Source organism: Rhodanobacter glycinis (genome assembly GCF_900114325.1).
GTDB lineage: Bacteria > Pseudomonadota > Gammaproteobacteria > Xanthomonadales > Rhodanobacteraceae > Rhodanobacter_A > Rhodanobacter_A glycinis.
The window spans coordinates 48,401-72,027 of record NZ_FOSR01000010.1 but is presented as its reverse complement, the minus strand read 5'-3'; the positions used below and the strand labels follow the sequence as shown (position 1 = coordinate 72,027).

The 23,627-nt window shown below is 67.1% G+C and carries 21 protein-coding genes and 1 other RNA gene; 4 read left to right on the top strand and 18 right to left on the bottom strand.

Annotated elements, in window-relative coordinates; all coding sequences use genetic code 11:
- Positions 1 to 292 precede the first annotated feature (292 nt).
- Positions 293 to 1,225, bottom strand: coding sequence for a peptidoglycan DD-metalloendopeptidase family protein (locus BMY90_RS11860; RefSeq protein ID WP_008212087.1), 933 nt, complete (start codon positions 1,223 to 1,225; stop codon positions 293 to 295).
- Positions 1,226 to 1,253: 28 nt separating this feature from the next.
- Between BMY90_RS11860 and BMY90_RS11855 the strand changes: the two genes are divergently transcribed.
- Positions 1,254 to 1,712 (top strand): DciA family protein, encoded by a 459-nt coding sequence (locus BMY90_RS11855; RefSeq protein ID WP_092704160.1) that lies wholly within the window; start codon positions 1,254 to 1,256, stop codon positions 1,710 to 1,712.
- Between the two features lie 228 nt (positions 1,713 to 1,940).
- On the opposite strand, the gene lpxC is transcribed toward BMY90_RS11855, so the two are convergent.
- The 17 genes from lpxC to rsmI all read right to left on the bottom strand — a co-directional run bounded on the left by lpxC (position 1,941) and on the right by rsmI (position 20,402).
- Positions 1,941 to 2,855, bottom strand: coding sequence for a UDP-3-O-acyl-N-acetylglucosamine deacetylase (gene lpxC, locus BMY90_RS11850; RefSeq protein ID WP_008212083.1), 915 nt, complete (start codon positions 2,853 to 2,855; stop codon positions 1,941 to 1,943).
- A 482-nt stretch (positions 2,856 to 3,337) separates the two neighbouring features.
- Entirely contained in the window at positions 3,338 to 4,522 is a 1,185-nt protein-coding gene (gene ftsZ, locus BMY90_RS11845) for a cell division protein FtsZ (protein WP_008212081.1), read from the bottom strand.
- Between the two features lie 144 nt (positions 4,523 to 4,666).
- Positions 4,667 to 5,899, bottom strand: a complete 1,233-nt coding sequence (gene ftsA / locus BMY90_RS11840; protein WP_008212079.1) for a cell division protein FtsA — start codon at positions 5,897 to 5,899, stop codon at positions 4,667 to 4,669.
- Positions 5,900 to 5,913: 14 nt separating this feature from the next.
- A complete protein-coding gene (locus tag BMY90_RS11835) occupies positions 5,914 to 6,645 on the bottom strand; it encodes a cell division protein FtsQ/DivIB (protein ID WP_092704158.1) in 732 nt (243 codons plus the stop codon).
- A complete protein-coding gene (locus BMY90_RS11830; RefSeq protein ID WP_008212074.1) occupies positions 6,642 to 7,583 on the bottom strand; it encodes a D-alanine--D-alanine ligase in 942 nt (313 codons plus the stop codon). The genes BMY90_RS11835 and BMY90_RS11830 overlap by 4 nt, the downstream gene beginning before the upstream one ends.
- Positions 7,580 to 9,016 (bottom strand): UDP-N-acetylmuramate--L-alanine ligase, encoded by a 1,437-nt coding sequence (gene murC, locus BMY90_RS11825; protein ID WP_092704156.1) that lies wholly within the window; start codon positions 9,014 to 9,016, stop codon positions 7,580 to 7,582. The genes BMY90_RS11830 and murC overlap by 4 nt, the downstream gene beginning before the upstream one ends.
- Positions 9,013 to 10,125, bottom strand: coding sequence for an undecaprenyldiphospho-muramoylpentapeptide beta-N-acetylglucosaminyltransferase (gene murG, locus BMY90_RS11820; protein WP_245735029.1), 1,113 nt, complete (start codon positions 10,123 to 10,125; stop codon positions 9,013 to 9,015). The genes murC and murG overlap by 4 nt, the downstream gene beginning before the upstream one ends.
- Positions 10,125 to 11,369 carry a putative lipid II flippase FtsW gene (ftsW, locus tag BMY90_RS11815; protein WP_092704152.1) on the bottom strand — a complete coding sequence of 415 codons (1,245 nt, stop codon included), beginning with the start codon at positions 11,367 to 11,369 and terminating at the stop codon, positions 10,125 to 10,127. Before ftsW ends, murG begins: the two co-directional genes overlap by 1 nt.
- Positions 11,369 to 12,451, bottom strand: coding sequence for a phospho-N-acetylmuramoyl-pentapeptide-transferase (mraY, locus tag BMY90_RS11810; protein ID WP_092704150.1), 1,083 nt, complete (start codon positions 12,449 to 12,451; stop codon positions 11,369 to 11,371). The genes ftsW and mraY overlap by 1 nt, the downstream gene beginning before the upstream one ends.
- Entirely contained in the window at positions 12,441 to 13,811 is a 1,371-nt protein-coding gene (locus tag BMY90_RS11805; RefSeq protein WP_092704148.1) for a UDP-N-acetylmuramoyl-tripeptide--D-alanyl-D-alanine ligase, read from the bottom strand. The genes mraY and BMY90_RS11805 overlap by 11 nt, the downstream gene beginning before the upstream one ends.
- Entirely contained in the window at positions 13,808 to 15,298 is a 1,491-nt protein-coding gene (locus BMY90_RS11800) for a UDP-N-acetylmuramoyl-L-alanyl-D-glutamate--2,6-diaminopimelate ligase (protein ID WP_092704146.1), read from the bottom strand. The genes BMY90_RS11805 and BMY90_RS11800 overlap by 4 nt, the downstream gene beginning before the upstream one ends.
- Entirely contained in the window at positions 15,295 to 17,115 is a 1,821-nt protein-coding gene (locus BMY90_RS11795) for a peptidoglycan D,D-transpeptidase FtsI family protein (protein ID WP_092704144.1), read from the bottom strand. Before BMY90_RS11795 ends, BMY90_RS11800 begins: the two co-directional genes overlap by 4 nt.
- Entirely contained in the window at positions 17,112 to 17,384 is a 273-nt protein-coding gene (ftsL, locus tag BMY90_RS11790; protein ID WP_008215947.1) for a cell division protein FtsL, read from the bottom strand. The genes BMY90_RS11795 and ftsL overlap by 4 nt, the downstream gene beginning before the upstream one ends.
- Positions 17,381 to 18,316 carry a 16S rRNA (cytosine(1402)-N(4))-methyltransferase RsmH gene (gene rsmH, locus BMY90_RS11785; RefSeq protein ID WP_092704142.1) on the bottom strand — a complete coding sequence of 312 codons (936 nt, stop codon included), beginning with the start codon at positions 18,314 to 18,316 and terminating at the stop codon, positions 17,381 to 17,383. Before rsmH ends, ftsL begins: the two co-directional genes overlap by 4 nt.
- 47 nt (positions 18,317 to 18,363) lie before the next feature.
- Positions 18,364 to 18,810, bottom strand: coding sequence for a division/cell wall cluster transcriptional repressor MraZ (mraZ, locus tag BMY90_RS11780; RefSeq protein ID WP_008212597.1), 447 nt, complete (start codon positions 18,808 to 18,810; stop codon positions 18,364 to 18,366).
- 300 nt (positions 18,811 to 19,110) lie between these two features.
- Positions 19,111 to 19,475: RNase P RNA component class A (rnpB, locus tag BMY90_RS11775), an RNA gene on the bottom strand.
- A gap of 96 nt (positions 19,476 to 19,571) precedes the next feature.
- The gene (gene rsmI / locus BMY90_RS11770) at positions 19,572 to 20,402 is read right to left on the bottom strand and encodes a 16S rRNA (cytidine(1402)-2'-O)-methyltransferase (protein ID WP_092704278.1); all 831 of its coding nucleotides are present in this window, start codon (positions 20,400 to 20,402) and stop codon (positions 19,572 to 19,574) included.
- A gap of 88 nt (positions 20,403 to 20,490) precedes the next feature.
- Between rsmI and BMY90_RS11765 the strand changes: the two genes are divergently transcribed.
- The 3 genes from BMY90_RS11765 to BMY90_RS11755 all read left to right on the top strand — a co-directional run bounded on the left by BMY90_RS11765 (position 20,491) and on the right by BMY90_RS11755 (position 23,541).
- On the top strand, positions 20,491 to 22,443 hold the full coding sequence (locus BMY90_RS11765; RefSeq protein WP_092704276.1) for a penicillin-binding protein activator: 1,953 nt from the start codon (positions 20,491 to 20,493) through the stop codon (positions 22,441 to 22,443).
- Entirely contained in the window at positions 22,443 to 22,799 is a 357-nt protein-coding gene (locus BMY90_RS11760; RefSeq protein WP_092704141.1) for a YraN family protein, read from the top strand. Before BMY90_RS11765 ends, BMY90_RS11760 begins: the two co-directional genes overlap by 1 nt.
- Positions 22,800 to 22,935: 136 nt before the next feature.
- The gene (locus tag BMY90_RS11755) at positions 22,936 to 23,541 is read left to right on the top strand and encodes a uracil-DNA glycosylase family protein (protein ID WP_092704139.1); all 606 of its coding nucleotides are present in this window, start codon (positions 22,936 to 22,938) and stop codon (positions 23,539 to 23,541) included.
- The last annotated feature ends 86 nt before the right edge of the window (positions 23,542 to 23,627 follow it).

The following is a 23,627-nucleotide window of genomic DNA, read 5'->3' as shown; positions in this document are numbered from 1 at the left end:
GGGGTGATGATACTAGGGTCGGTCGGCTATCCCAAACGAGGGATCCGCGACGACGCCCCCACACCATCGCCCGACCTGACTTGGAGTGGCGACGCACCGGCGAAGTTTCAAGGCCGGGAGCGAGGATGGTCGAACCATTCGAGGCGAAAAGCCTGCCATGCGCGGGCGAATTATCGACGGTTCGCCGCCCCATGGCAGTTCCACGGGGCAGGCAGCGGCGGAAACATGTGTTGCGCGGCAGGCTTCGCAGACCGGATGAGTGCTACCGCCCGCGTTCCAAGGCGGCATCTGCTCAGCGATGGCTGCGCACATAGGCCAGCGGATTGACCACGCGACCCTTGTACCAGACCTCGAAATGCACGTGCGGACCGGTCGAGCGCCCGGTGGAGCCAGCCCTGGAGATCGCCTGCCCCACCCGCACCCGCTCGCCCGGATGCACCAGCAGCTTGCTGTTGTGAGCGTAACGGGTCATGTAGCCATTGCCGTGGTCGATTTCCACCACGTTGCCGTAGCCGCGACGCACCCCGGCAAAGGTCACCATGCCTTCGGCCACCGCATGCACCGGCGTGCCGTAGGGCACCGCGATGTCCAGCCCGGAATGCAGCGAGACGCGGCCATTGAACGGGTCCGGCCGCATGCCGAAATAGGATGAAATGTAGCCGCCGGAGACCGGCATGCCGGTGGGTTTCAGATCGGAATCGATGCGCGCGTTGAGCAGCAGGCTCTGCAGCGCGGAAAGCTGCGCCTGCTGGGTATCGAACTGGGTGGCCAGCTGGTCGATGCTCGATCCCAGCGCCTGCGGCAGCATGTAGCCGCCTCCCGTCACGTCCTCGACACCGCCGACCGGCGGCGCCTGGTCGAAATTGAACTCGCCGTTGTCGAGCTTGCCGACCTGGGCCAGTCGCTCGCCCAGCGCATTGAGCCGGGTCGATTGCGCCTGCAGCTGGCCCAGTTTCACGGCCAGCGCATCAAGTTGACGCTGGGCGTCCTTGCGCATGTCGCCCAGTTGGCTGTCCTGCTGTTTCACCTGCTGGCGCAGGTGCTTGATCTGCGCCAGCGCCTGGCCACGCGGACTGGCCACGGCCAGCGCCACGCCAGCGCCCAGGCTGGCACAGCCCAGCACCGCTGCCGCCGCCATGCCCAACAGCCGCCAACGCAGCCGTCGATCGGCCAGATCCAGTGTTTTCGGCACCTTCCTGGCACGTGAGACGAGTATGATTTGCATATCTTTCCACATCGATTTGTCTGCCCCCATGCAGCGCAACGAACCCAATGCTTCCCGCCGCACCGGCGATGGGCTCAAGCCCATCACCGAGTGTGGTCCGTTCGCTGCACTGGCCCGAAAAGCCGGTGAGCTGGATGCATTGGACCGCGCCCTGCGCCAGACGTTGCCGTCACCTTTGCGCGAACAGGTCAGATTCGCGCAAAGGCGTGACGACCGCCTTGTTTTCCTGGCGACCTCGCCGGCCTGGGCGTCGCGTCTGCGCCTGCAACAGACGCAAATCCTCGCCACGGCCCACGCCATTGGCGTGCATGCCGGCTCGATCGTCGTGAAAGTGGCCCCCCTTCCTCCGGCTGCCATTGAACCGGAACAATCAAAACCGCTTTCGGCCGCAGCCGGACTTCACTTGAAGGCCGCCGCGGCATCGATCCCAGACCCCGAACTGCGGGCACTGTTCCTGGAACTGGCGTCCGTCGCCGAAACCGCTTAGATCCTGGCCCGATACGCCGTCCTGACCGCGGAAGGTGCGTCGGGGTGACTGTTTCGAGGGCACCTGCCGTCGAAACCGACCCCGGGTTTATACCATGGACCTGTCGGAGCGCCCGCCCTGGCCGTGTTCACAGCGTGAACACCCATGCAGACCAAATGTGACGCCCATCACAAAACGAAAGAGCCGCACCCTGCGGCGCGGCTCTTTGTCATAACCCGGGCGGAAGATTCAGATCGCTTGGGCCGGATGGGCATAGGAGATCGGCGCGGTGGCCGGATCGTCCTGGTAGCTGACTTCTTCCCACGCCGTGGCATCGGCCATCAGCGTGCGCAGCAGCTTGTTGTTGAGCTCGTGGCCGGACTTGTGCGCGTTGTAGGCGCCGATCAGGCTGTGGCCCAGCAGGTAGAGATCGCCGATCGCATCGAGGATCTTGTGCTTGACGAACTCGTCCTCGTAACGCAGGCCGTCCTCGTTGAGCACGCGGTAGTCGTCCAGCACCACGGCGTTGTCCATTGAGCCGCCCAGCGCCAGGTTGTGTTCGCGCAGCATCTCGATGTCACGCATGAAACCGAAGGTACGCGCGCGACTCACTTCCTTGACGAAGGAGGTGGTGGAGAAATCGATCTCGGCACGCGAGGTGCGCTTGGAGATGATCGGGTGGTTGAACTCGATCGAGAAGCCGACCTTGAAGCCCTCGAACGGCTCGAAGCTGGCCCACTTGTCGCCTTCCTGCACTTTCACCGGCTTCTTGATGCGGATGAAGCGCTTGGCCACCGGCTGTTCCTCGATGCCGGCGGACTGAAGCAGGAACACGAAGGGGCCCGCGCTGCCATCCATGATCGGCACTTCCGGCGCCGACAGGTCGACGTAGGCATTGTCGATGCCCAGACCCGCCATCGCCGAGAGCAGATGCTCGACCGTGGAGACGCGCACATCGCCGTTGCTCAACGTGGTGGACAAACGCGTATCGCCCACGTTGTCCGGACGCGCGTAGATGTCGACCGGCGGGTTGAGGTCCGTGCGTCGAAACACGATGCCCGTGTTCGGTGCGGCCGGACGCAGGGTCATGTAAACCTTGTCGCCGGTATGCAGACCGACGCCGGTGGCCCGGATGATGTTCTTGAGCGTACGCTGCTTGATCATTGTTGTTGGTACCTATTAGAGAGGCAGCAGCCAATCAGGGGACGGATGCTAACACAGTCTTAACCTGTGAGAAAGCAAACCGTACCGTACAGTCTGTTGAAGCCTTCATCTTCCTTTCATCGAATAACGCGATTCATTCGCATTTCGATCCGGGCAAGTACGTCAGTCCGACCAAGCACTTGCGAATCGACGCGAGGACTCCGGGCCAGGACGGGATGCCGGCCGCGGAGTCCTCGGACGGATCGGAGACCACATCCCTGGCCCGATCCCCCTGTCTTGCGCCATCCCGGCGCACCGTCTACTCGCATTCACACAAATTTCGCGGGCTCGCCCGCAAAGCCATCCGCCGGTCAGGGTCGTACATGCCACGCCACCGGTACACGATGGCGTCGAATCCATCCCGGGCTCATCGCCCCGGAGTCATCGCACTGGGTTGTAGAGACCGACCACTCCGGCTTTCGTTCAATAAATGTGTTCTCCGTTCAGTCAGCCTGACGACGCAGGAACGCCGGAATGTCCAGGTAGTCGAAGCCCGGGTCGGCGCTCTTGGCCGGTGCCTCGGTCCGCGGACTGCTGGCCACCACTTCGGGCTGCGCGTAATCCACGACCTCGTTGCCGGTACCCGTACGCAGCACCATCGGGCGCGGACGCGCACGCATGGTGACTTCCTGTGCCTGCGTGCTCACCGGACGCACCGGCTGACGCACCGCGGCCCGGTTGAGGCCCGTGGCCACCACGGTGACGCGCACATCGTCCTTCAGTTCCGGATCCAGCGAGGTGCCGATCACCACGGTGGCGTCTTCGCTGGCGAAGTCGTGGATGACCCGGCCGATCTCGTCGAACTCGCGCATGGTGAGGTTCGGACCGGCAGTGACGTTGACCAGGATGCCGCACGCGCCATTCAGGTTGACGTCTTCCAGCAGCGGGTTGTTGATCGCCGCCTCGGCCGCGGCCTGGGCACGGTCGTCACCGCGGGCGGTGCCGGAACCCATCATCGACAGGCCCATCTCGCTCATGACCGTGCGCACGTCGGCGAAGTCGACGTTGATCAGGCCCGGGGCCGTGATCAGGTCGGCGATGCCCTGCACCGCGCCTTGCAGCACATCGTTGGCGGCCTTGAAGGCGTTCAGCAGGGTGACTTCGCGGCCGAGCACGCTCAGCAGCTTCTCGTTTGGCACGGTGATCAGCGAATCGACGTGCTGGGACAGGTCCTCGATGCCCTTCAGTGCCACCTGCATGCGCCGGCGACCCTCGAACGGGAACGGCTTGGTGACCACGGCCACGGTGAGGATGCCCTTTTCCTTGGCCAGCTGGGCCACCACCGGCGCCGCGCCGGTACCGGTACCACCACCCATGCCGCAGGTGATGAACACCATGTCGGCGCCTTCCAGCATTTCCTCGATGCGCTCGCGATCTTCCAGCGCGGCCTGGCGGCCGACCTCCGGGTTGGCGCCGGCACCGAGACCCTTGGTGACATTCGCACCCAGTTGCAGGTGCATGCGGTTGCCGCAGCCTTTCATGGCCTGCGCGTCGGTGTTGGCGACGATGAATTCGACGCCTTCGATATTGGCATTCAGCATGTGCGCCACGGCGTTGCCGCCGCCACCACCCACGCCGATGACCTTGATGTTTGCATTGGGTGCCATTGACTCGATCAGTTCAAACATTTCCCGTCCTCCGTAGAGCTTTCGTTGTCGTTTTATCCGCGGAACGACTCCTGTCGACCCGCAGTGGTGGGTGAACTCCCTTCACCCGTGGCGATGCGTCCTGCACCGCCAGATGCAACAACCGGTGGGGCGTCGCCCCCTCGGTCAGAAATTCCGCGTGATCCAGTCGCGCCAGCGGCCGACCAGGCCGCCCATGCTGCCGACCATCGGCACGCTGGTACGCATGCCGCCGGAACGCGCGCCATGCAGCAGCAGGCCCACGCCGGTGGAATGCAGCGGACTGCTCACCACCTCGCCCAGCCCGCTCACGTGTTGCGGCACGCCCAGGCGCACCATCTTGTGGAAGATTTCCTCGGCCAGTTCCAGCGCGCCTTCCATGCGGGCGGCGCCGCCGGTAAGCACGATGCCGGCGGCGATCAGGCTGTCGTAACCGGAACGGCGCAGTTCGTCCTGCACCATCTCGAAGATTTCCTCGTAGCGCGCCTGCACGCTCTGCGCCAGCGACTGCCGCGCCAGCCGGCGCGGCGGGCGATCGCCCACGCTGGGCACCTGGATGGTTTCCTCGGCGTGCGCGAGTTGGGCCAGCGCGCAGGCGTACTTGATCTTGATCTCCTCGGCGTGCGCGGTCGGCGTGTGCACGCCATAGGCGATGTCATTGGTGACCTGATCGCCGCCGACCGGCAAGGTCTTGGTGTGGCGGATCGATCCCTGCGTGTAGATCGCGATGTCGGTGGTGCCAGCGCCGATGTCGACCAGGCACACGCCCAGCTCGCGCTCGTCGTCGGTCAATACCGACTTGCTGCTGGCAATCGCCGAGGGCACCAGTTCGTCCACCGACAGGCCGCAGCGCTGGATGCACTTGCTGATGTTCTGCACTGCCGCCGCCGCGCCGGTGACCAGGTGCACGGTGGCCTCCAGGCGCACGCCGCTCATGCCCACCGGCGAACGGATGCCGTCCTGGCCATCGATGCGGTATTCCTGCGATTCCTTGTAGAGCACCTTGCGATCGGCCGGGATGGCCACGGCGCTGGCCGCCTCCAGCACCTGCTCCAGGTCGCCGGGGGTCACTTCGCGGTCGCGGATGGCCGCGGTGCCGTGCGAGTTGCGGGTTTCCAGATGGCTGCCGGAGATCGAGGCATAAACCGAACGGATGTCGCAGCCGGCCATCAGCTCGGCTTCCTCCACCGCGCGCTGGATCGAGTGCACGGTCGATTCGATGTCCACCACCGAACCGCGCTTGAGGCCGCGCGAAATGTGCGTGCCGATGCCGATCACCTCGATCGGTTCGCCCGGCTCGTACTCGCCCACGATCGCCACCACCTTCGAGGTGCCGATGTCGAGGCCTACCACCAGTTGTTTGTCGTTGCGCGATTTCATAGGTCTTCAGGTCCTCACGTGCGCGCGGCGGTCTTGGCGGCTGCGGCCGGCTCTGGCCAGCGCACGGCGAAGCCGTTGGTGTAGCGAAGGTCGGCGTAGATGAAGTGATCGGTGTGACCGGCCACCACCTGCGGATAGGCGTCGATGAAGCGGCGCAGGCGCGCACCGGCCAGAGCGCGGTCGCCAAGCACGATCTGCGCGCCGTCGGCGGTGGCAAGCGTCCAGCTGCCCCGGTCCGTGAGGGTGACTCCGGCGATCTTCAGCCCGGTGCCGGCGAACGCCTTCAACGCATCGGCGTAGAAACCCACCACGTCGGACATCTGGTCGTCCGGGCCGCGCAAGTCCGGCAGCGCGGTATAGGACGCCGCCTCCGGCACGCTGAACACCACGCCCTGGCGACTGATCAACTGTTTCTCGTTCCAGCGCGCGAACGGTTTGCGTTCGTACACCCGCAACAGCAAGGTATCGGGCCAGCGTTTGCTGGCCTCCGCCGAGGCGACCCACGGCAACGCTGCCACGGCCTTCTGCACTTCGCCCAGGTCCAGCGCGAAGAAGCCCTTGCCGAGGTGTGGCAGTATCGCCGCGCGAATCTGCTGCGCGTCGACATGCTTGAACGAGGCCTGCATGGTCAGCTTGGTCACCGGCCAGCGGCTGGCGGCGAACCAGCCATTGAGCACACCGACGATCGGCAGCGCCACCAGCGCGACGACCACGCACCAGACGGCAAGGCGGACATGGCCCTTCATGCGCCCTCCCGGAAACTGGTTTCCAGCACGCGCCAGCACAGCGCCTGGTAATCGACGCCGGCGACCGCGGCCGCCTTCGGCACCAGCGAGTGTGAGGTCATGCCCGGCGCGGTGTTCACTTCCAGCAGCCAGTTGCGACCGGCGCGATCACGCATCACGTCGACGCGGCCCCAGCCGGAGCAGCCCAGCGCATCGAACGCACGCAGCGCCAGGCCACGCAGCTCCGCCTCGGCCTCGCCTTCCTGGCCGGGGCACAGATACAACGTGTCCTCGGCCACGTACTTGGCGTTGTAATCGTAGAACGCGCCCTTGGGCACGATATGGATGGACGGCAGCACCTCGCGACCCAGGATGCCGACGGTCAGCTCGTCGCCCTCGATCAGCGTTTCCATCAGCAGGTCGCCGGGGTAGCGGGCCGCCAGTTCGACGGCGGCATCCAGATCCTTCTCGGCGAACACGCGGGTTACGCCCACGCTGGAGCCTTCGCAGGCCGGCTTCACGATCAGCGGAAAACCCACCTGGGCTGCAGCCGCGTGCACGTCGGCGCCGCGCGGCAAGGCCACGAACTTCGGCGTCGGCAGGCCCAGCGATTGCCACACGCGCTTGGAACGCGTCTTGTCCATCGACAGTGCCGAGCCGAGCACGCCCGAACCGGTATACGGCACGTGGAGCGACTCCAGCGCGCCTTGCAGCACGCCATCCTCGCCACCGCCGTGCTGGCCGTGCAGGATGTTGAACACGCGCGCGAAATGCCCCGCACGCAGCGCGTCGAGCAAGGCGGGAATGCCGTCGATGGCATGCGCATCCACGCCGCGCGCCTTGAGCGCCGCCAGCACGTTGCGGCCGGAATCCAGCGACACCTCGCGCTCGGTCGAGCTGCCGCCCATGACCACGGCGACACGGCCAAACTGTGCGGGATCGGTGATCGTCCGGTTCATGGCTTGCTCGTCCTCAGTTCGCCGGCCTTGGCCAGCTCCACGGCGGCGGCGCCGATGTCGCCGGCGCCCAGCAACAACAGCAGATCGCCGTCGCGCAACAGCGCCGGCAAGGTGTCTTTCAGGTCGCGCGGATGCTCTACCAGCACCGGGTCGACCTTGCCGCGCGCGCGCACGGCGCGCGCCAGCGCGCGGCCGTCGGCACCGGCGATCGGCGCTTCGCCGGCCGGATAAACGTCGGTGAGCACCAGCACGTCGGCCTCGGCCAGCACGTTGGCGAAGTCGTCCATCAGGTCGCGGGTGCGGCTATAGCGATGCGGCTGGAAGCCCACCACCATGCGCCGGCCCGGCCAACCGCCACGCACCGCGGCGAAGACGGCCGCCAGCTCGCTGGGATGGTGGCCGTAATCGTCCACCAGCAGCACGTGGCCCTGGTCCAGCGCCAGCTCGCCGCGACGATGGAAACGGCGGCCCACGCCCTCGAAACTTGCCAGCGCATGCGCGATCGCCTCGGGCTGCACGCCGAGCTGCCAGCCGATGCTGGCGGCGGCCAGCGCGTTCAGCACGTTATGGCGGCCGGGCAGGTTCAGCGTCACCGGCAAGGTTTCCTCGCGACCGGGCAATTGCAGGTCGAAATGCATCTCGAAGCCGGACTGGCGCAGGTTCAGCGCGCGCACGTCGGCATCGGTCGATTCGATGCCGTAGGTCATCACCCGGCGCGTGGTGTCCCGCGCCAGCCGGGCCACTTCCGCGTCGTCGATGCACAGCACGGCCAGGCCGTAGAACGGCAGCCGGTGCAGGAAATCGGCGAAGGCTTTCTTCACCTCGGCGAAGTCGCCGTGGTAGTTCTCCAGGTGATCCGCGTCGATGTTGGTGATCGCGGCGATCACCGGCGACAGCAGCAGGAACGAGCCATCGGACTCGTCCGCCTCGGCCACCAGGTACTGCCCGGTGCCCAGCCGTGCATTGGCGCCGGCCGCGTTGAGCTGGCCGCCGATGACAAACGTGGGATCGTAATTCGCCTCGGCCAGCACGCTGGCGACCAGGCTGGTCGTGGTGGTCTTGCCGTGGGTGCCGGCGATGGCGATGCCGCGACGGAAGCGCATCAGCTCGCCGAGCATTTCCGCGCGCGGAATCACCGGGATGCGCGCGTCGCGCGCCGCCATCAACTCGGGGTTGTCGGCCTTGATCGCGCTGGACGTGACGACCACCTCGGCGCCTGCCACGTGCGCCGCTTCATGGCCGATGCGAACGTCGATGCCCAGGCCCGCCAGTCGCTGCGCGGTCGGCGAATTCGCCTTGTCCGAACCGGACACGGCATAACCCAGGTTGTGCAGCACTTCGGCGATGCCGCTCATGCCCACGCCACCGATGCCGATGAAATGCACCCGACTGAAGGTGGTCATCAGGTCTTCGTGCGCCAGCAACCTCTTCATGCGGCGGCCTCCAGGCAGGCGTCGGCGATGGTCGCCGCCGCGTGGGGCTTGGCCAGCGTGCGCGCCGCTTTCGCCATGGCGCGCAGCTGCGCGCGATCGTGCAGCAACGCAGCAAGGCGCTGCGCCAGTTGTTCGATGTTCAAATCACGTTCCTGGATCAATTCGGCCGCACCGGCAGCCACCAGTGCCTCGGCATTGCGGGTCTGGTGGTCGTCCACCGCATGCGGAAACGGCACCAGCACGGCGCCGAGGCCGGCCGCAGCCAGCTCCGCGATGGTCAATGCGCCGGCGCGGCACACGGCCAGGTCCGCCCAGCCGTAGGTGGCCGCCATGTCCTCGACAAACGGCACCACCTGCGCCACGACGCCGGCCTTCGCATAGGCCTCGCGCGCCTCGTCGAGGCCGCGGTTGCCGCACTGGTGCAGGACTTCCGGGCGAGCTGCCAGTGGAAGTTTTGCCAGCGCCGCCGGCACGGCGAGATTCAGCGCGCGCGCGCCGAGACTGCCGCCGAGCACCAGCAGGCGCGGGGCTCCGTGCCGATCGGCCATGCGCTCGTCCGGCGGCGGCAATGCGGCGATGGTCTCGCGCACCGGATTGCCCACCCACTCGGCCTGCGGCAACGCCTCGGCAAAACCGGCCAACACGCGCTTCGCATGCGCGGCCAGCTTGCGATTGGTATAGCCGGCCACGCAATTCTGTTCGTGCACCAGCAACGGGCGACCGAGCAGGCGCGCCGCCACGCCACCGGGACCGGCCACATAGCCGCCCATCGACAGCACGCTGCGCGGCTTCACCTTGCGCAGCACGGCCAGCGAGGCCAGCAGCGCACGCGCCAGCATCAGCGGCGCCAGCAAACGGGTTTTCCAGCCTTTGCCCCGCAAGCCGCCTACCACGACGGTGTGCAAGGCGATGCCGTGCGCCGGCACCACGTTCGTTTCCATGCCACCGGCTGCACCCAGCCACGCCACCGGCACGCCACGCGCGCGCAAGGTGTCGGCCACGGCCAGGCCGGGGAAGATGTGGCCACCGGTGCCGCCGGCCATGATCAGCACGGGGCGACCGTCCGCCATGCGGGGCGTGGTCGTATCAGCCATGCGTTCGGCCGTCATCACGCGGCCTCCGCTTCGTGTTCGGGCAGCGCGGCGGCAGCCACATCATCCGTGGCCGTGGTGGCCACGGCCACGCGATGCGAACCCTGCCGCGCGTCCAGCGCGCGATTGATCTCGTAGGTGGCGCGCAACAGCACGCCGGCCATCGCACACGTCAGCACCATCGAGGAACCGCCGTAGCTGATCAGCGGCAAGGTCAGGCCCTTGGTCGGCAGTGCGCCCAGGTTCACACCAATCGACACGATCGCCTGCAGGCCAATCATCAACGAGATACCGAAGGCCACGTAGCCCGCAAAGCGCTGGCCCACGTCCACGCCTTTCAGTCCGAGATACAGACCACGCCCGACCACCAGCGCAAACAGGGCCATCACGGCAAGAACTCCGGCCAGGCCCAACTCTTCGCCGATCACCGCGAAGATGAAATCGGTGTGCGCCTCGGGCAGGTAGGACAACTTCAACACGCTGGAACCCAGGCCCACGCCGGTCCACTCGCCGCGACCGATCGCCATCAGCGACTGGGTCAGCTGGAAGCCGTCGTTGAACGGGTCTTTCCACGGATCGAGGAACGAGGTGAGCCGCTTCATGCGATAGCTTTCGCTGGTCGCCGCGATCACCAGCGCCGGCATCAGCGGCAGCCCCATCAGGAACAGGAAGATCGGTCGCGCGCCGCCCAGCCACACCATGGCAATGGTCACCGCGATCACCAGCATGGCCGAGCCGAAGTCCGGCTGCAGCAGCAGCAGGCCGACGATGCCACCGGCCACGATCAGCGGCTTGATCAGGCCCAGGAAGCGGGTCTCCACGCTCTCGCGATGGCGCACCAGGTAGCTGCCCATGTAGATCACCAGCACCAGCTTCACCGCCTCCACCGGCTGGAAGCTGGTGATGCCCATGTTCAACCAGCGACTGGCGCCATTGATGCGCATGCCCAGGTGCGGAATGAACACCAGCAACAGCAGCGCGAAGGCCAGCGCCAGCAGCGGGAAGGCAAACTTCTCCAGCAGCTTGAGCTCGGTCTTCATCGCCACGCCGGCGGCCACCAGCCCCAGCGTGAGGAACAGCAGGTGCTTCTTCAGGAAGTAGAACTCGCCGATGTGCTGGCTGTCGGCCACCGCGATCGAACTGGACGCCACCATCACCACGCCGACACACGCCAGCCCGATCAGCGCGACCAGCAACAGCAAGTCGTACTGCCCGCGCGGACCTTGCCGGCGTTTTGCCTGGGTGGTGTCGAAGATCGCCATCAGCGCACCTTCAGCGTCGCAAGGCCGATAAGCACTAGCACCACGCTGATGATCCAGAAGCGCACGATCACCCGGGGTTCGGGCCAGCCCTTCAATTCGAAGTGATGGTGGATCGGTGCCATGCGGAACACGCGCTTGCCGGTGAGCTTGAAGCTGCCTACCTGCAGCATCACCGAGACGGTTTCCAGCACGAACACGCCGCCCATCACGATCAGCACGATTTCCTGCCGCACGATCACCGCGATGGCGGCCAGCGCCGCACCGATCGCCAGCGCGCCCACGTCGCCCATGAACACCTGCGCCGGATACGTGTTGAACCACAGGAAACCCAGCCCCGCGCCGCTCAACGCGCCACACACGATCGACAACTCGCCCGCGCCGGGAATCGACGGGATGCCGAGGTATTCGGAAAACACCTTGTTGCCGGCCAGGTAGGCGAACACCCCCAGCGCACCGGACACCAGCACCGTCGGCATGATCGCCAGGCCGTCGAGGCCGTCGGTGAGGTTCACCGCGTTGGAGAAGCCCACAATCATGAAGTAGGCGATCACCACGAAGAACAGCCCGAGCGGGATCGCCACATGCTTGAACAGCGGCACGTACAGCGCGGTTTCCGCCGGCAGTATCGCGGCGTGGTAAAGGAACACCGCCGCCACCACGCCGAACACGGACTGCCAGAAATATTTCCAGCGCGAGGCCAGCCCGCGGCTGTCCTTCAACACCAGCTTCTTGTAGTCGTCGTAGAAACCGATCGCGCCGAACGCCAGCAGCACCGCCAGCACCGTCCATACATAGCGATTGTGCAAATCGCCCCACAACAGCGTGGAGACCACCACCGCCAGCAGGATCATCACGCCACCCATGGTCGGCGTGCCCGCCTTGACCAGGTGCGTCTGCGGACCATCGCTGCGCACCACCTGGCCCGCCTTCAGCGCGGCCAGTTTGCGGATCAGCGTGGGGCCCAGCAGCAGCGACATCGCCAGCGCGGTCAGCGCGGCCATGATCGTGCGGAAGGTGATGTACTGGAACAGGTGCAGCGCGGTGAAGTGCCGTGCCATCCAGTCCGCCAGTTCAAGCAGCATCGGTGGCGCCCTCCCCGTTTGTGCGCTGGCCCAGTTCGGCCACCACCTGTTCCATGCCCGCCGAGTGCGAGCCCTTGACCAGACAGGTCACGCCTGCATGCAGGCGTGACCGCAATGCAGCGATCAGCGACGGCTTGTCGGCGAAGTGTTCGCCGTTCGCCCCGAATGCCTCGACCGCCGCCGCGCTCAAGGCGCCCACTGCGAACAGGTGCTGGATGCCGTGTTCGCGCGCCTGCGTACCCACGCCGGCATGCAAGGCACGCGCGTCGGCACCCAGTTCGGCCATGTCGCCCAGCACCAGCCAGCGTTCGCCCGCGGCCAGGGCCAGCGTGTCGATCGCCGCGGCCATCGAGCTGGGGTTGGCGTTGTAGCTGTCGTCGATCAGGACCCAGCCACCGGGCATGTCGATCCGGCGCAACCGCCCCACCACCGGCGCGGCCTGCTCCAGCCCCGCCACGATGGTGTCCAGTGGCACATCCAGCGCCAGCGCGATCGAAGCCGCCGCCAGCGCATTGGCCACGTTGTGCCGACCCGGCAGCGACAGGTTCACTTCAGCGTCGCCGTGCGGCGTACTCAACACGAACAGCGAACCATCCGCGCGCTGCTCGACGATGTCGGCGCCCACGTCGGCCTTGTGCTCCAGGCCGAAGCGCAGCGTCCGGCGCGAACCGGCCAGCCCGGCAAAGAAGCCGGCAAACGCGTCGTCTGCATTGATGATCGCCACGCCGTCCGCAGGCAACGCCTGGTACAGCGCGCCCTTGGTTTCGGCCACGCCTTCCACGCTGCCCATGCGCTCAAGATGCGCCGGCGCGATGAGATTCACGAGGCCGATATCGGGCCGTGCGATGGCAGCGAGATAAGCGATGTCGCCCGGCTTGCCCGCGCCCATCTCCAGCACCGCGTACTCGGCGTCCACCGGCATCGACAACAGGGTCAGCGGCAGGCCGATCTCGTTGTTGAAGCTGCCGCTGTTGACGTGGGTGCGACCATGCCGCGACAGGATCGCCGCCGTCAGCGTCTTTACCGTGGTCTTGCCGTTGGAACCGGTAATGCCGATCACCCGCGCACTGCGCTGCGCGCGCACTGCACTGGCCAGATCGCCCAATGCCGCCTCCATGTCGCCCACCAATACCTGCGGCAACGAGTTGTCGACCTTGCGCGTGACCAGCGCCGCCGATGCGCCGCGGCGTGCCGCTTCGTCCAGGTAATCGTGGCCATCCACGTGCTCGCCCTTGAACGCGGCGAACAGGTCGCCGGGTTGGAGCTTGCGCGTGTCGATGGCAACCACGCCGTCGACGTCGGCATCGGCGCCAAGCAGCTGGCCGTGCGTCCACAGGGCGATGGCGCTCAGGCGCATCATGCGTGCCGCTCCATGTTGAAATGTTCCAGCGCCTCGCGGGCCACTGCGAGATCGTCGAACGGCCGCTTGCCGGCCGCGCCTTCCTGGTAGGTCTCGTGGCCCTTGCCGGCGATCAGCACCACGTCGCCGCGGCGCGCCATGCCCAGCGCCGCATGGATCGCCACAGCGCGATCGCGCTCGACGCGCACCTGCTGCGGGTGCGCCAGCCCGGCCACGATCTGCGCCACGATGACGTCGCCATCTTCGCCGCGCGGGTTGTCGTCGGTGACGATCGCCACGTCGGCCAGGCGTTCGGCGATCGCCCCCATCTGCGGCCGCTTGCCCGCGTCGCGCTCGCCACCGCAACCGAACACGCAGATCAATCGTCCGTCGCAATGCGCGCGCAAGGCGGTCAGCGCCTGCTCCAGCGCATCCGGGGTGTGTGCGTAATCGACCACCGCCAACGGCAGCCCATCATGCCCGCCGAGGCGATTCATCCGGCCGTTGATCGGCTGCAGCGATTCCAGCGCTGCCACGACCCGTGCAAACGGTTCGCCCAGCGCACCGAGGCAGGCCGCCACGGCGAGCAGGTTGTCCACGTTGAAGCGACCGAGCAGCGAGCTGCGAACCGCCTGCGCACCCCATGGCGTGCGCAGCGCGAAGGCGATGCCTTCGGCCGAGGTGACCACCTGCTCGGCGACCACGTCGGCCGTCGCATCACCAGCCGCGCTCAGGCGCAGTGCACGCACGCCTTCAGGCAAGTGCGCCGCCAGTTGGCGACCGAACGCGTCGTCGATATTGATCGCCGCCGCCTGCAGCCCCGGCCACGCGAACAGCTTCGCCTTGGCCGCGCCGTAGGCTTCCATGCTGCCGTGGTAATCGAGATGGTCGCGGGTGAGGTTGGTGAAGGCTGCCACCTCGAAACCCACGCCCGCCACGCGGCCCTGGTCCAGCGCGTGCGAGGACACCTCCATCGCCACGTGGCTGGCGCCGGCATCGCGGAAGTCGGCCAGCAGGCCCTGCACGCTGATCGCGTCCGGCGTGGTGCGCTCGCCCTCGCGCAACTGGCCGTGCAGGCCGGCGCCAAGCGTGCCGATGGTGGCTGCGCGATGACCCAGGAAAGCCAGTGCCTGCGCCAGCAATTGCACGGTGGACGTCTTGCCGTTGGTGCCGGTGACGCCGATCACGCGCAGCTTCGACGAGGGATGATCGTAGAAACGCGCGGCGATCTCGCCAACCCACACATGCAGGTTTTCGATCCACAACACCGGCACGCCCGCGACCGCGTGATCGCGTGCCGGCGCTTCGGCCAGCACGACGCGCGCGCCGCGCGCCACCGCGCCGGCGGCAAATGCGATGCCGTGTTCGCGCGTGCCATGCAAGGCGAAGAACGCATCACCTTCGCGCACGCGGCGTGAATCCAGGTTCAGGCCGGTCACGGCGAGATCGCCATGCTTGCCCACATCGGCGATGCCGTGCAGCAACTGGTCGATGCGCTGCGCGTTCACAGCGCAACCCCTTCGCGCATGGCCGCGGCATCGCCGGCCGGATCACGCGGCGGCGCATTGCCGACCAGGCTGCCGTTGCTCATCTTCGGGCCGCCGACATACCAGCGGCCGATGTTGTCCGGCGGCACGTCGAGCAGGCGCAGCGCGCCGCTCATCACCTTCTGGAACACCGGCGCGGAGACCAGGCCACCGAAGTAACCGCCAACGCGCGGATTCTTGATCACCACCACGCCGACCAGGCGCGGATGGGTGGCCGGCACGATGCCGGCGAACAACGCGTTGTAGGCGTTCTTCGCATAGCCGCCGGCGGTCGCCTGGTGCGCGGTACCTGTCTTGCCGGCCACGCTGTAGTTGGCGATCTGCGCGCGCGTGGCCGTGCCGCCGGGCTCGGTGACGGTCTCCAGCATCTTCACGATTTCGTCGGCCACCTGCGGCGCCACGATCTGCCGGGCCGGGTTGTCGTCGCCCTTGATGAAGGTGGGCGAGTGCATCACGCCGTGATCGGCCAGCGTGGCATAGCCATTGGCCAGTTGCAGCGGGGTCAGGTTGAGGCCGTAACCGAAGGCCATCGTCGCCTGCTCGAACGGGCGCCAGTCGCGCCCGATCTTCAGGTAGCCGGACGATTCACCGGGAAAGCCGCTCTCGGTGCTGTTGCCGAAACCGAAGGCCCGATAAGTCTCGTAGACGAACTTGGTATCCAGCGACAGCGAGATCTTGGCCGCGCCGATGTTGCTGGACTTGGTCAGCACGCCGGTCGGCGTGAGCATGCCGTTGGCAGTGTCGTCGCGAATCTTGTGGCCCTGGAAGTACCAGACGCCCTTGCCGGTGTCGATCAAGGGCGTGGTCGGGGTGTACTTGCCGCTGGACAGGCCCGCCGCCATGGTGAACGGCTTCATCGTCGAACCCGGCTCGACCACGTCGGTGACGGCGCGGTTGCGGCGCTCGGCGGGCGTGCTGTCGTTCACCGCGTTCGGATTGAAGGTGGGCAGGCTGACCATGGCCAGGATCTCGCCGGTGGCCACGTCGAGGATCACCATCGAGCCGGAATCGGCCTGGCTTTTCTCGATTTGGCTCTTCAGCTCGCTGTAGGCGAGGAACTGGATGCGGCGGTCGATGCTGAGCGTGAGGCTCTTGCCCGGCTGCGGTGCGCGCACCTGTTCCACGTCTTCCACGGTGTGACCCATGCGGTCGCGGATCACCCGCTTGGCGCCCGGCTTGCCGGCTAGCCAGCCGTCGAACGCCAGCTCCAGCCCTTCCTGGCCGTGGTCGTCGATATTGGTGAAACCGAGCACGTGCGCAGTAACGTCGCCCGACGGGTAGTAGCGCTTGTATTCGCGCTGGCCGTTGATGCCCGGGATATCCAGCGCCAGCACGGCCTTGGCCGCCTCCGGGCTCATCTGCCGGCGCAGGTAGGCGAACTCGCGGGTGGAGCGGCGTTCGAGATACTGCTTGAGCTGGTCCGGGTCGATGCCCAGGGTTTGCGCCAGCGCCGGGATGCGGTCGGCGTTGTCCAGCACCTCGCCGGGCACGGCGGTGATCGACACCATTGGCGTGGACACCGCCAGCGGCTCGCCATTGCGATCGAAAATGGTGCCGCGCGAGACCGGGATCTTCACTTCACGCAGGAAGCGTGCATCGGCCTGGTTCTGATAGAACTGCTTCTGCACCACCTGCAGGTCGAACGCGCGCGCCACCAGCCCCGTCGAGGCCAGCACCAGCAAACCCACGACCAGCGGCATGCGACGACGCGCGCTGGGGCCCGTGCTGTGGCGACGGCCACCAGCGGACTTGGCGGGAGTGCGCTCGCGCCGCTTCATTGGCTCACCAGTCGGATGTCCTGCGGGCGTGGCGCCAGCATGCCCAGCCGACTGCGCGCCTCGCTGTCGATGCGGCGCGGTTCGGCCCAGGTGGCCTGCTCCAGTTCGAGCCGGCCATATTCGATATTCAATGCGTCGCGCTGGTTTTGCAGTTGGGTCAGCTGCACGAACTGCGCGCGGCTCTGGTGCCGCGTCCACACCACGCCAATCGCGCTGAACAGCACGGCGCCGAGCAGGAGCAGCAGCAAAGCCGTGCCGACCAGCCTCATGCGACACCGCCTGCGGACAACCGCTCCGCCACCCGCAACACCGCCGACCGGGCGCGCGGGTTCACCGCCAGCTCGGCATCGGAAGGAAACTGCGCCTTGCCCACTGCCGCCAGCTCGGCCGGCTTCGCCGCCACCGGCGGCGCGCGCCGGCTGCCCTGCACGCGGCCGGAATGGTCGCGGATGAACAGCTTCACCGCGCGATCTTCCAGCGAGTGGAAACTGATGACCGACAGACGGCCACCAGGCTTGAGCCGCTCCAGGGCGGCGTCGAGGCCGATGCGCAACGCATCCAGCTCGCCATTCACGCGGATACGCAAAGCCTGGAAGCTGCGCGTGGCCGGGTGCTTGCCCGGCTCGCGCCGCCCGACCACGCGCTCGATCAGCGCGGCCAGCTCGCCGGTGCGGGTAATCGGCGCCTCGGCACGCTGTTCGACGATGGCGTGGGCGATCTTGCGGCTGAAGCGCTCGTCGCCGAAGGCCCACAACACGTCGGCGATCTCGCGCTCGTCGGCGTGGGCCAGGAAATCCGCCGCGCTTTCGCCCTGGGTGGTGTCCATGCGCATGTCCAGCGGCGCATCGGCCATGAAGCTGAAGCCGCGCGCGGCCTCGTCCAACTGCGGCGAGGACACGCCCAGGTCCAGCAGCACGCCATCGAGCCCGGCGGCGGTTTCGTCCCACTCGGCCAGGCTGGAGAAATTGGCATGGCGGATCGACACGCGCGGATCGTCCGCAAAGGTTTCGCGCGCCCAGGCAATCGCCTGCGGGTCGCGGTCCATCAACAACAGGCGGCCGTCGGGGCCCAGACGCGACAACACCGCGCGAGCGTGACCGCCGCGACCAAACGTGCCATCGAGATAACGCCCGCCTGCCTTCACGGCGAGGCCCTCCACCGCTTCATCCAGCATCACCGGGATGTGCCGCAACTCGGCCATGCCGCACCTCCCGTCCCGTCTCGTGTGTTCTTCGTCAACCGCGTCCGTTACAGGCGCAGGTCGGCCATGTCGTCACTGATTTCGTCTTCGCCGATGGTCTGGCGGATCTTGGCCAGGTGGGCCTGTTCGCTCCACAACTCGAACTTGCTGCCCATGCCCAGCAGTACCGCCTTCTTCTCGATGCCTGTCGTGGCACGCTGGCTGGCCGGCAGCAGGATGCGAGCCGCCCCGTCCGGCTCGACCATGGCCGCCGCACCCACCAACTTCATCTGCAAGGCGCGATGCACGGCCTTGACGCTGGGCAATGCATTCACTTGGTCACGCACCTTTTCCCACTCGTCGTGGGGAAACAGCCACAGGCAACCCGTCTCGAACGGGTTGTAGGTGAGCACCAGACGATTCGCGCACGCGCCGGCGACCAACTCGCGATACGCGGTCGGAATGGCCAGACGGCCCTTGTCGTCGACGGTAATGGCGGTTTCGCCCTGGAACACGATCCTATGACTCCACTTATTCCCACGATTTCACACTGGAACCCACGATAGTCTCGCCCCATGAGACTGTCAAGGGATTTTCTTTTGTGAATCAAGGAGAAAGGCGAAGTTGTGGCCGAAATTCCAGCCATTTCGAGGAAGCTGCCAAAGGTGCTTGAATGGTGGGGATTTTTTACGGAACGACACGGCTTGTCGCAGGCTTTCGCGTCATCGGTCCAGGCCATTTGGCTGAACCCGCGTTCATGCGCTCGCTCACGCGCATCCCCGGCCGTCGATGACGGCCGGGGATGCGGCTGGAAAAGGTGGAGTCGGCCTGTAAGCCGGGTTCTGTACGTCTTGCGACGCGACAGTCATTCCTCTCGGCCAGGCGTCGCCGCCTGGCTCCAGCAACCTACCCGGGAACAACGCGGGCCGCGTTATCGTCCCCCTATTTGGTCTTGCTCCGAGTGGGGTTTACCGTGCCGTACGACGTTGACCCCGTACGCGGTGCGCTCTTACCGCACCCTTTCACCCTTACCTGATCCCCTTGCGGGGCCATCGGCGGTCTGCTCTCTGTTGCACTGGCCGTCGGCTCACGCCGCCCAGGAGTTACCTGGCACTCTGCCCTGTGGAGCCCGGACTTTCCTCGATGCACTTGCGTGCGACGCGACTGTCCGGCCGACTCCGCCGGGGAGTATAGAGGAGTGAGTGAAGAGAAGTGAGGAGTGAGAGGGAGCAAAAGCGCCGATCCTTGCGGGCTTTCTCTCACTCCTCACTCCTCTTCACTCACTTCCATAAAGCTCCTTGCGCGGCGCGCCGCTGATCGCGGCGGCCAGCTTGGCAGCCTTCGCCGGCGGCAGCTCTTCGCGCAGGATGGCGAACACGCGCCGGCCCTCGACCAGTTTCGCGTCCGCCTCCTCGCCCCGCCCGGCCACCACGATCACATGCTCGCCGCGCTGCTGGTCGGGATCGGCCACCACGCGCGCGGCCAGCTCGATCAGCGGCTCGCCGAGCACGGTCTCGAACAGCTTGGTCAGCTCGCGCGCGAGCACCGCCTCGCGCTCGCCGCCGAACACGTCGCGCATGTCGGCCAGGCTTTCGGCCACGCGATGTGATGATTCGTAGAAAATCAGCGTGCGCGGCTCACCGGCCAATTCCTGCAGACGACTGCGCCGGGCGGCGGATTTGGGCGGCAGAAAACCCTCGAATACGAAACGGTCGCTGGGCAAGCCGGCCACCGACAACGCCGCAATCGCCGCGCACGCACCGGGCACCGGCACGCAGCGGATGCCGGCCGCGCGTGCGGCGCGCACCAGCCGAAAACCCGGGTCGGAGATCAACGGCGTACCCGCATCGGAGATCAACGCCACCGAGTCGCCATTCAGCAAGCGACGCACTACGGCATCCACGGCATCGCGTTCATTGTGCTCGTGCAGCGCAATCAGCGGCGTGGCGATGTTGTGGTGCTGCAGCAACGGCCGACTGTGGCGGGTGTCTTCCGCCGCGATCACCGAAACACTGCGCAGCGTCTCGATGGCACGCACCGAAAAATCGTCGCGATGCCCGATCGGCGTGGCGACCACCCACAGGCAGCCGGGCGTGGTGGATGACATCGTGCGCTCCAGTTCGCCGCGAAGCGGCAATGTGATCGGCTATGATCGCGCAATCGCCGATCCTGTCGATACCGACCGAGGAATGTACATGCGTTCGTACCGCGCCGCGGCCATTACCGTGCTGTTCTCGCTGGCGCTGAGCGCCTGCGTACCGGGCATCAAGCCGCCCTCGCCCGCCGAAACCGCCGCCGCGCAACAGGCCGCCGCACTGGCCAGCCAGGGTCAGTTTGACCAGGCTGCACAGGCCTATCTGGCACTGGCCGCGCAGAATCCGGGCCGCGCCAGCCACTATCGCCTGCTTGCGGCCGAGGACTATCGCCAGGAAGACGCGCTGGATCGCGCCGCACCGATCATCGCCGGTATCGACCGCACGCAGTTGCAGGGCGACGAACCGGTGCGATTGGACCTGCTGCGCGCCGAAATCGCGCTGCGCCAGCACGATCCGGCCACCGCGCTGCGACTGACCAGCCAGCCCGGCGTCAGCGTACCGCCCGCGCTGCAGCCCCGACAGCTGGAACTGCGCGCACAGGCGATGGCCGCCAGCCATGATTACTGGGGCGCCGGCCGCACCCGCGTGCAGATGGATGGCCTGCTGCACGGTCTCGACCGCACGCAGAACCGTACGCAGGCGATCGACCTGCTGACCAAGGTGGGCGTCGACGAACTCAAGCAGCGCGCCGCCGCGATGCATCCCGGCGATCGCATGCTGCCGTGGATCAACGAGGCGCTGACCCGGCTCGGCGTGGTGGTAGCCCAAGCCCAGCCCAACCTGGGCCAGCCTGTCGGCACCCTGTTGCCGGGCGCCGGCGCCAATGTGCGCCAGGGTTACAAGGTGCCGGCGAAGCTGGCCCTGTTGCTGCCGGAAGGGAACGACTTCGCTGGCGTCAGCCAGGCCATTCGCGAAGGCTTCTTCGCCGCCTACTTCAACGCCGCCAGCAATCACGCCCCGCGGCCGAGCGTGCGCGTATACGACAGCGTCGGCACCCCGGATGGCGCGGTCAAGGCCTACCAACTGGCCGTTGCCGACGGCGCCCAGCTGATCGTCGGCCCGCTCACCCGCGGCGCGGTCGGCGCCGTGCTGGCACAGTCCTCGCTGCCGGTGCCGGTGCTGGCGCTGAACCATCCCGACAACGACACCCTGCCCGCTTCCGGCGCCACCGAGTTCGCACTGCGCCCGGAAACCGAGGGCGCCCAGGTGGCGGATCACATGATCGAGCGCGGCATCACCCGCGCCTACGTGATCATTTCCGACGACGACTTCGCCAAACGCGCCGCCGGCGCCTTCAAGGCCGAACTGGTCGCCCGTGGCGGCCAGGTCGTCGGCCAGGCGCAGATCACCAGCGGCAGCGTGAACTATCACAGTGCGATTGCCGGCCTGAGCATGACCGACAGCAGCACCACGCCCGCGCCTGCGCCGGCTGTCGCCGGCACGGCCAGTGCACCTGCCGCCGCAAGCCTCGGCGGTAGCGGCATCTTCATCAGCATGCGCCCGGAACAGGCCCGCCTGTTGCTGCCGCAATTGCGCGTGGCGCGCGTCACCCTGCCGGTGTTCGCCACCTCGCATATCTACGGAGGCAGCGACGATCCGGGCGACGACAACGACCTCAATGGCGTGGAGTTCTGCGATGCGCCGTGGCTGTTCGACGCGCAGACCGGCCTGCCCCGCCACGGCGACATCGCCGCCCTGCTGCCCGCCGCCCGCGGCGGTTCCGCACGACTGTTCGCCTTCGGCATGGATGCATGGAACCTGGTGCCGTACATCGGCTGGATGCGCGAGCACCCGGGCAGCTACCTGCCGGGCGCCAGCGGCCAGCTCGCAGCCGATGCATTCGGGCGCGTGCGGCGCGTGCTGATCTGGGCGAAATTCCAGGATGGCGTGGCCCGTCCGATCGGCGGCGACCTGCAGATGGATGCCGTTCCCGCCCCGGCGGGCAGCGCACCGATGCCAGCCGCCGGGATGCCGATTCCGCCGGCGAACATGCCGGCCCCGGCCAGCAGCGCTGCCGCCACACCGGTTGCCGCGCCCGCGACTGGCGGCTGATGCGCGCTGCCGGCGCCGCCTTCGAACAGCGCGCCGGCGCGGAACTCGAGCGCGCCGGCCTGAAGCTGCTGGCGCGCAACTACACCACGCGCCACGGCGAGCTCGACCTGGTGATGCGCGACGGCGACACCGTAGTGTTCGTCGAAGTGCGTTACCGGGTGAGCGCCGGCCACGGCGATGCCGCCGCCTCGGTCACCCGCGGCAAGCGCGACAAGCTGATCCGCACCGCGCAACTGTGGCTGGCCGCACACCCACGCGATGCACAACGCCCCTGCCGCTTCGACGTGGTCAGCTATGACGGCCCGGCCGCCGACGCGCGCATGCACTGGCTGCGTGGCGCGTTCGAAGTGGAATGAAACGGCATCGGTGGAATAATGGACGCATGAATGGTCCTGTTGCCGTGCTTGCCACTTTGCATACCGCCTGCCTCGGCGCCGAACTGTTCGCCATCGCCCGCCCTCCCGCACTCCACGCGCAGGATGATGGCATCGCATGACTGCATCGCTCGATCGCCTGCTCGCCGAGATCCGCGCCTGCCGGATCTGCGCGGCACACCTGCCGCTGGGACCGCGTCCGGTAGTGCAGGCGTCGGCAACATCGCGATTGTTGATCGTGAGCCAGGCGCCGGGACGCAAGGTGCACGAGACCGGGATTCCGTTCAATGACCCCAGCGGCGACCGCCTGCGCGACTGGCTCGGCATCGACCGGGATACGTTCTACGACGCCGGCAAAATCGCCATCGCACCGATGGGCTTCTGTTTTCCCGGCACCGGCAAGGGCGGCGACCTGCCGCCGCGCCCGGAATGCGCACCGGCCTGGCATCCTCGCCTGTTCCCGTTGTTGACGGGAGTGCGGCTGACGCTTGCGATTGGCCAATACGCGCAAGCCGGCCTGCTCGGCGAGCATCGCGGACGCACGCTGACCGACACGGTGCTGGCCTGGCGCGAACACCTGGCGCGCGGCGTGCTGCCGCTGCCGCACCCCAGCCCACGCAACCGCTTGTGGCTGACCCGCAACCCATGGTTCGAAACGGAGCTGCTGCCGATCCTGCGCGAGCGCGTGGCAAACGCGCTGGCCGACTCCGATCGAGCCGGCTGATCGAACCTGCCGCATTGCACCTTGCCGCCTGACGCCAGCGTCGTCTAACCTCATCTGATAGAACATCATGGCCACGGGATCGACCC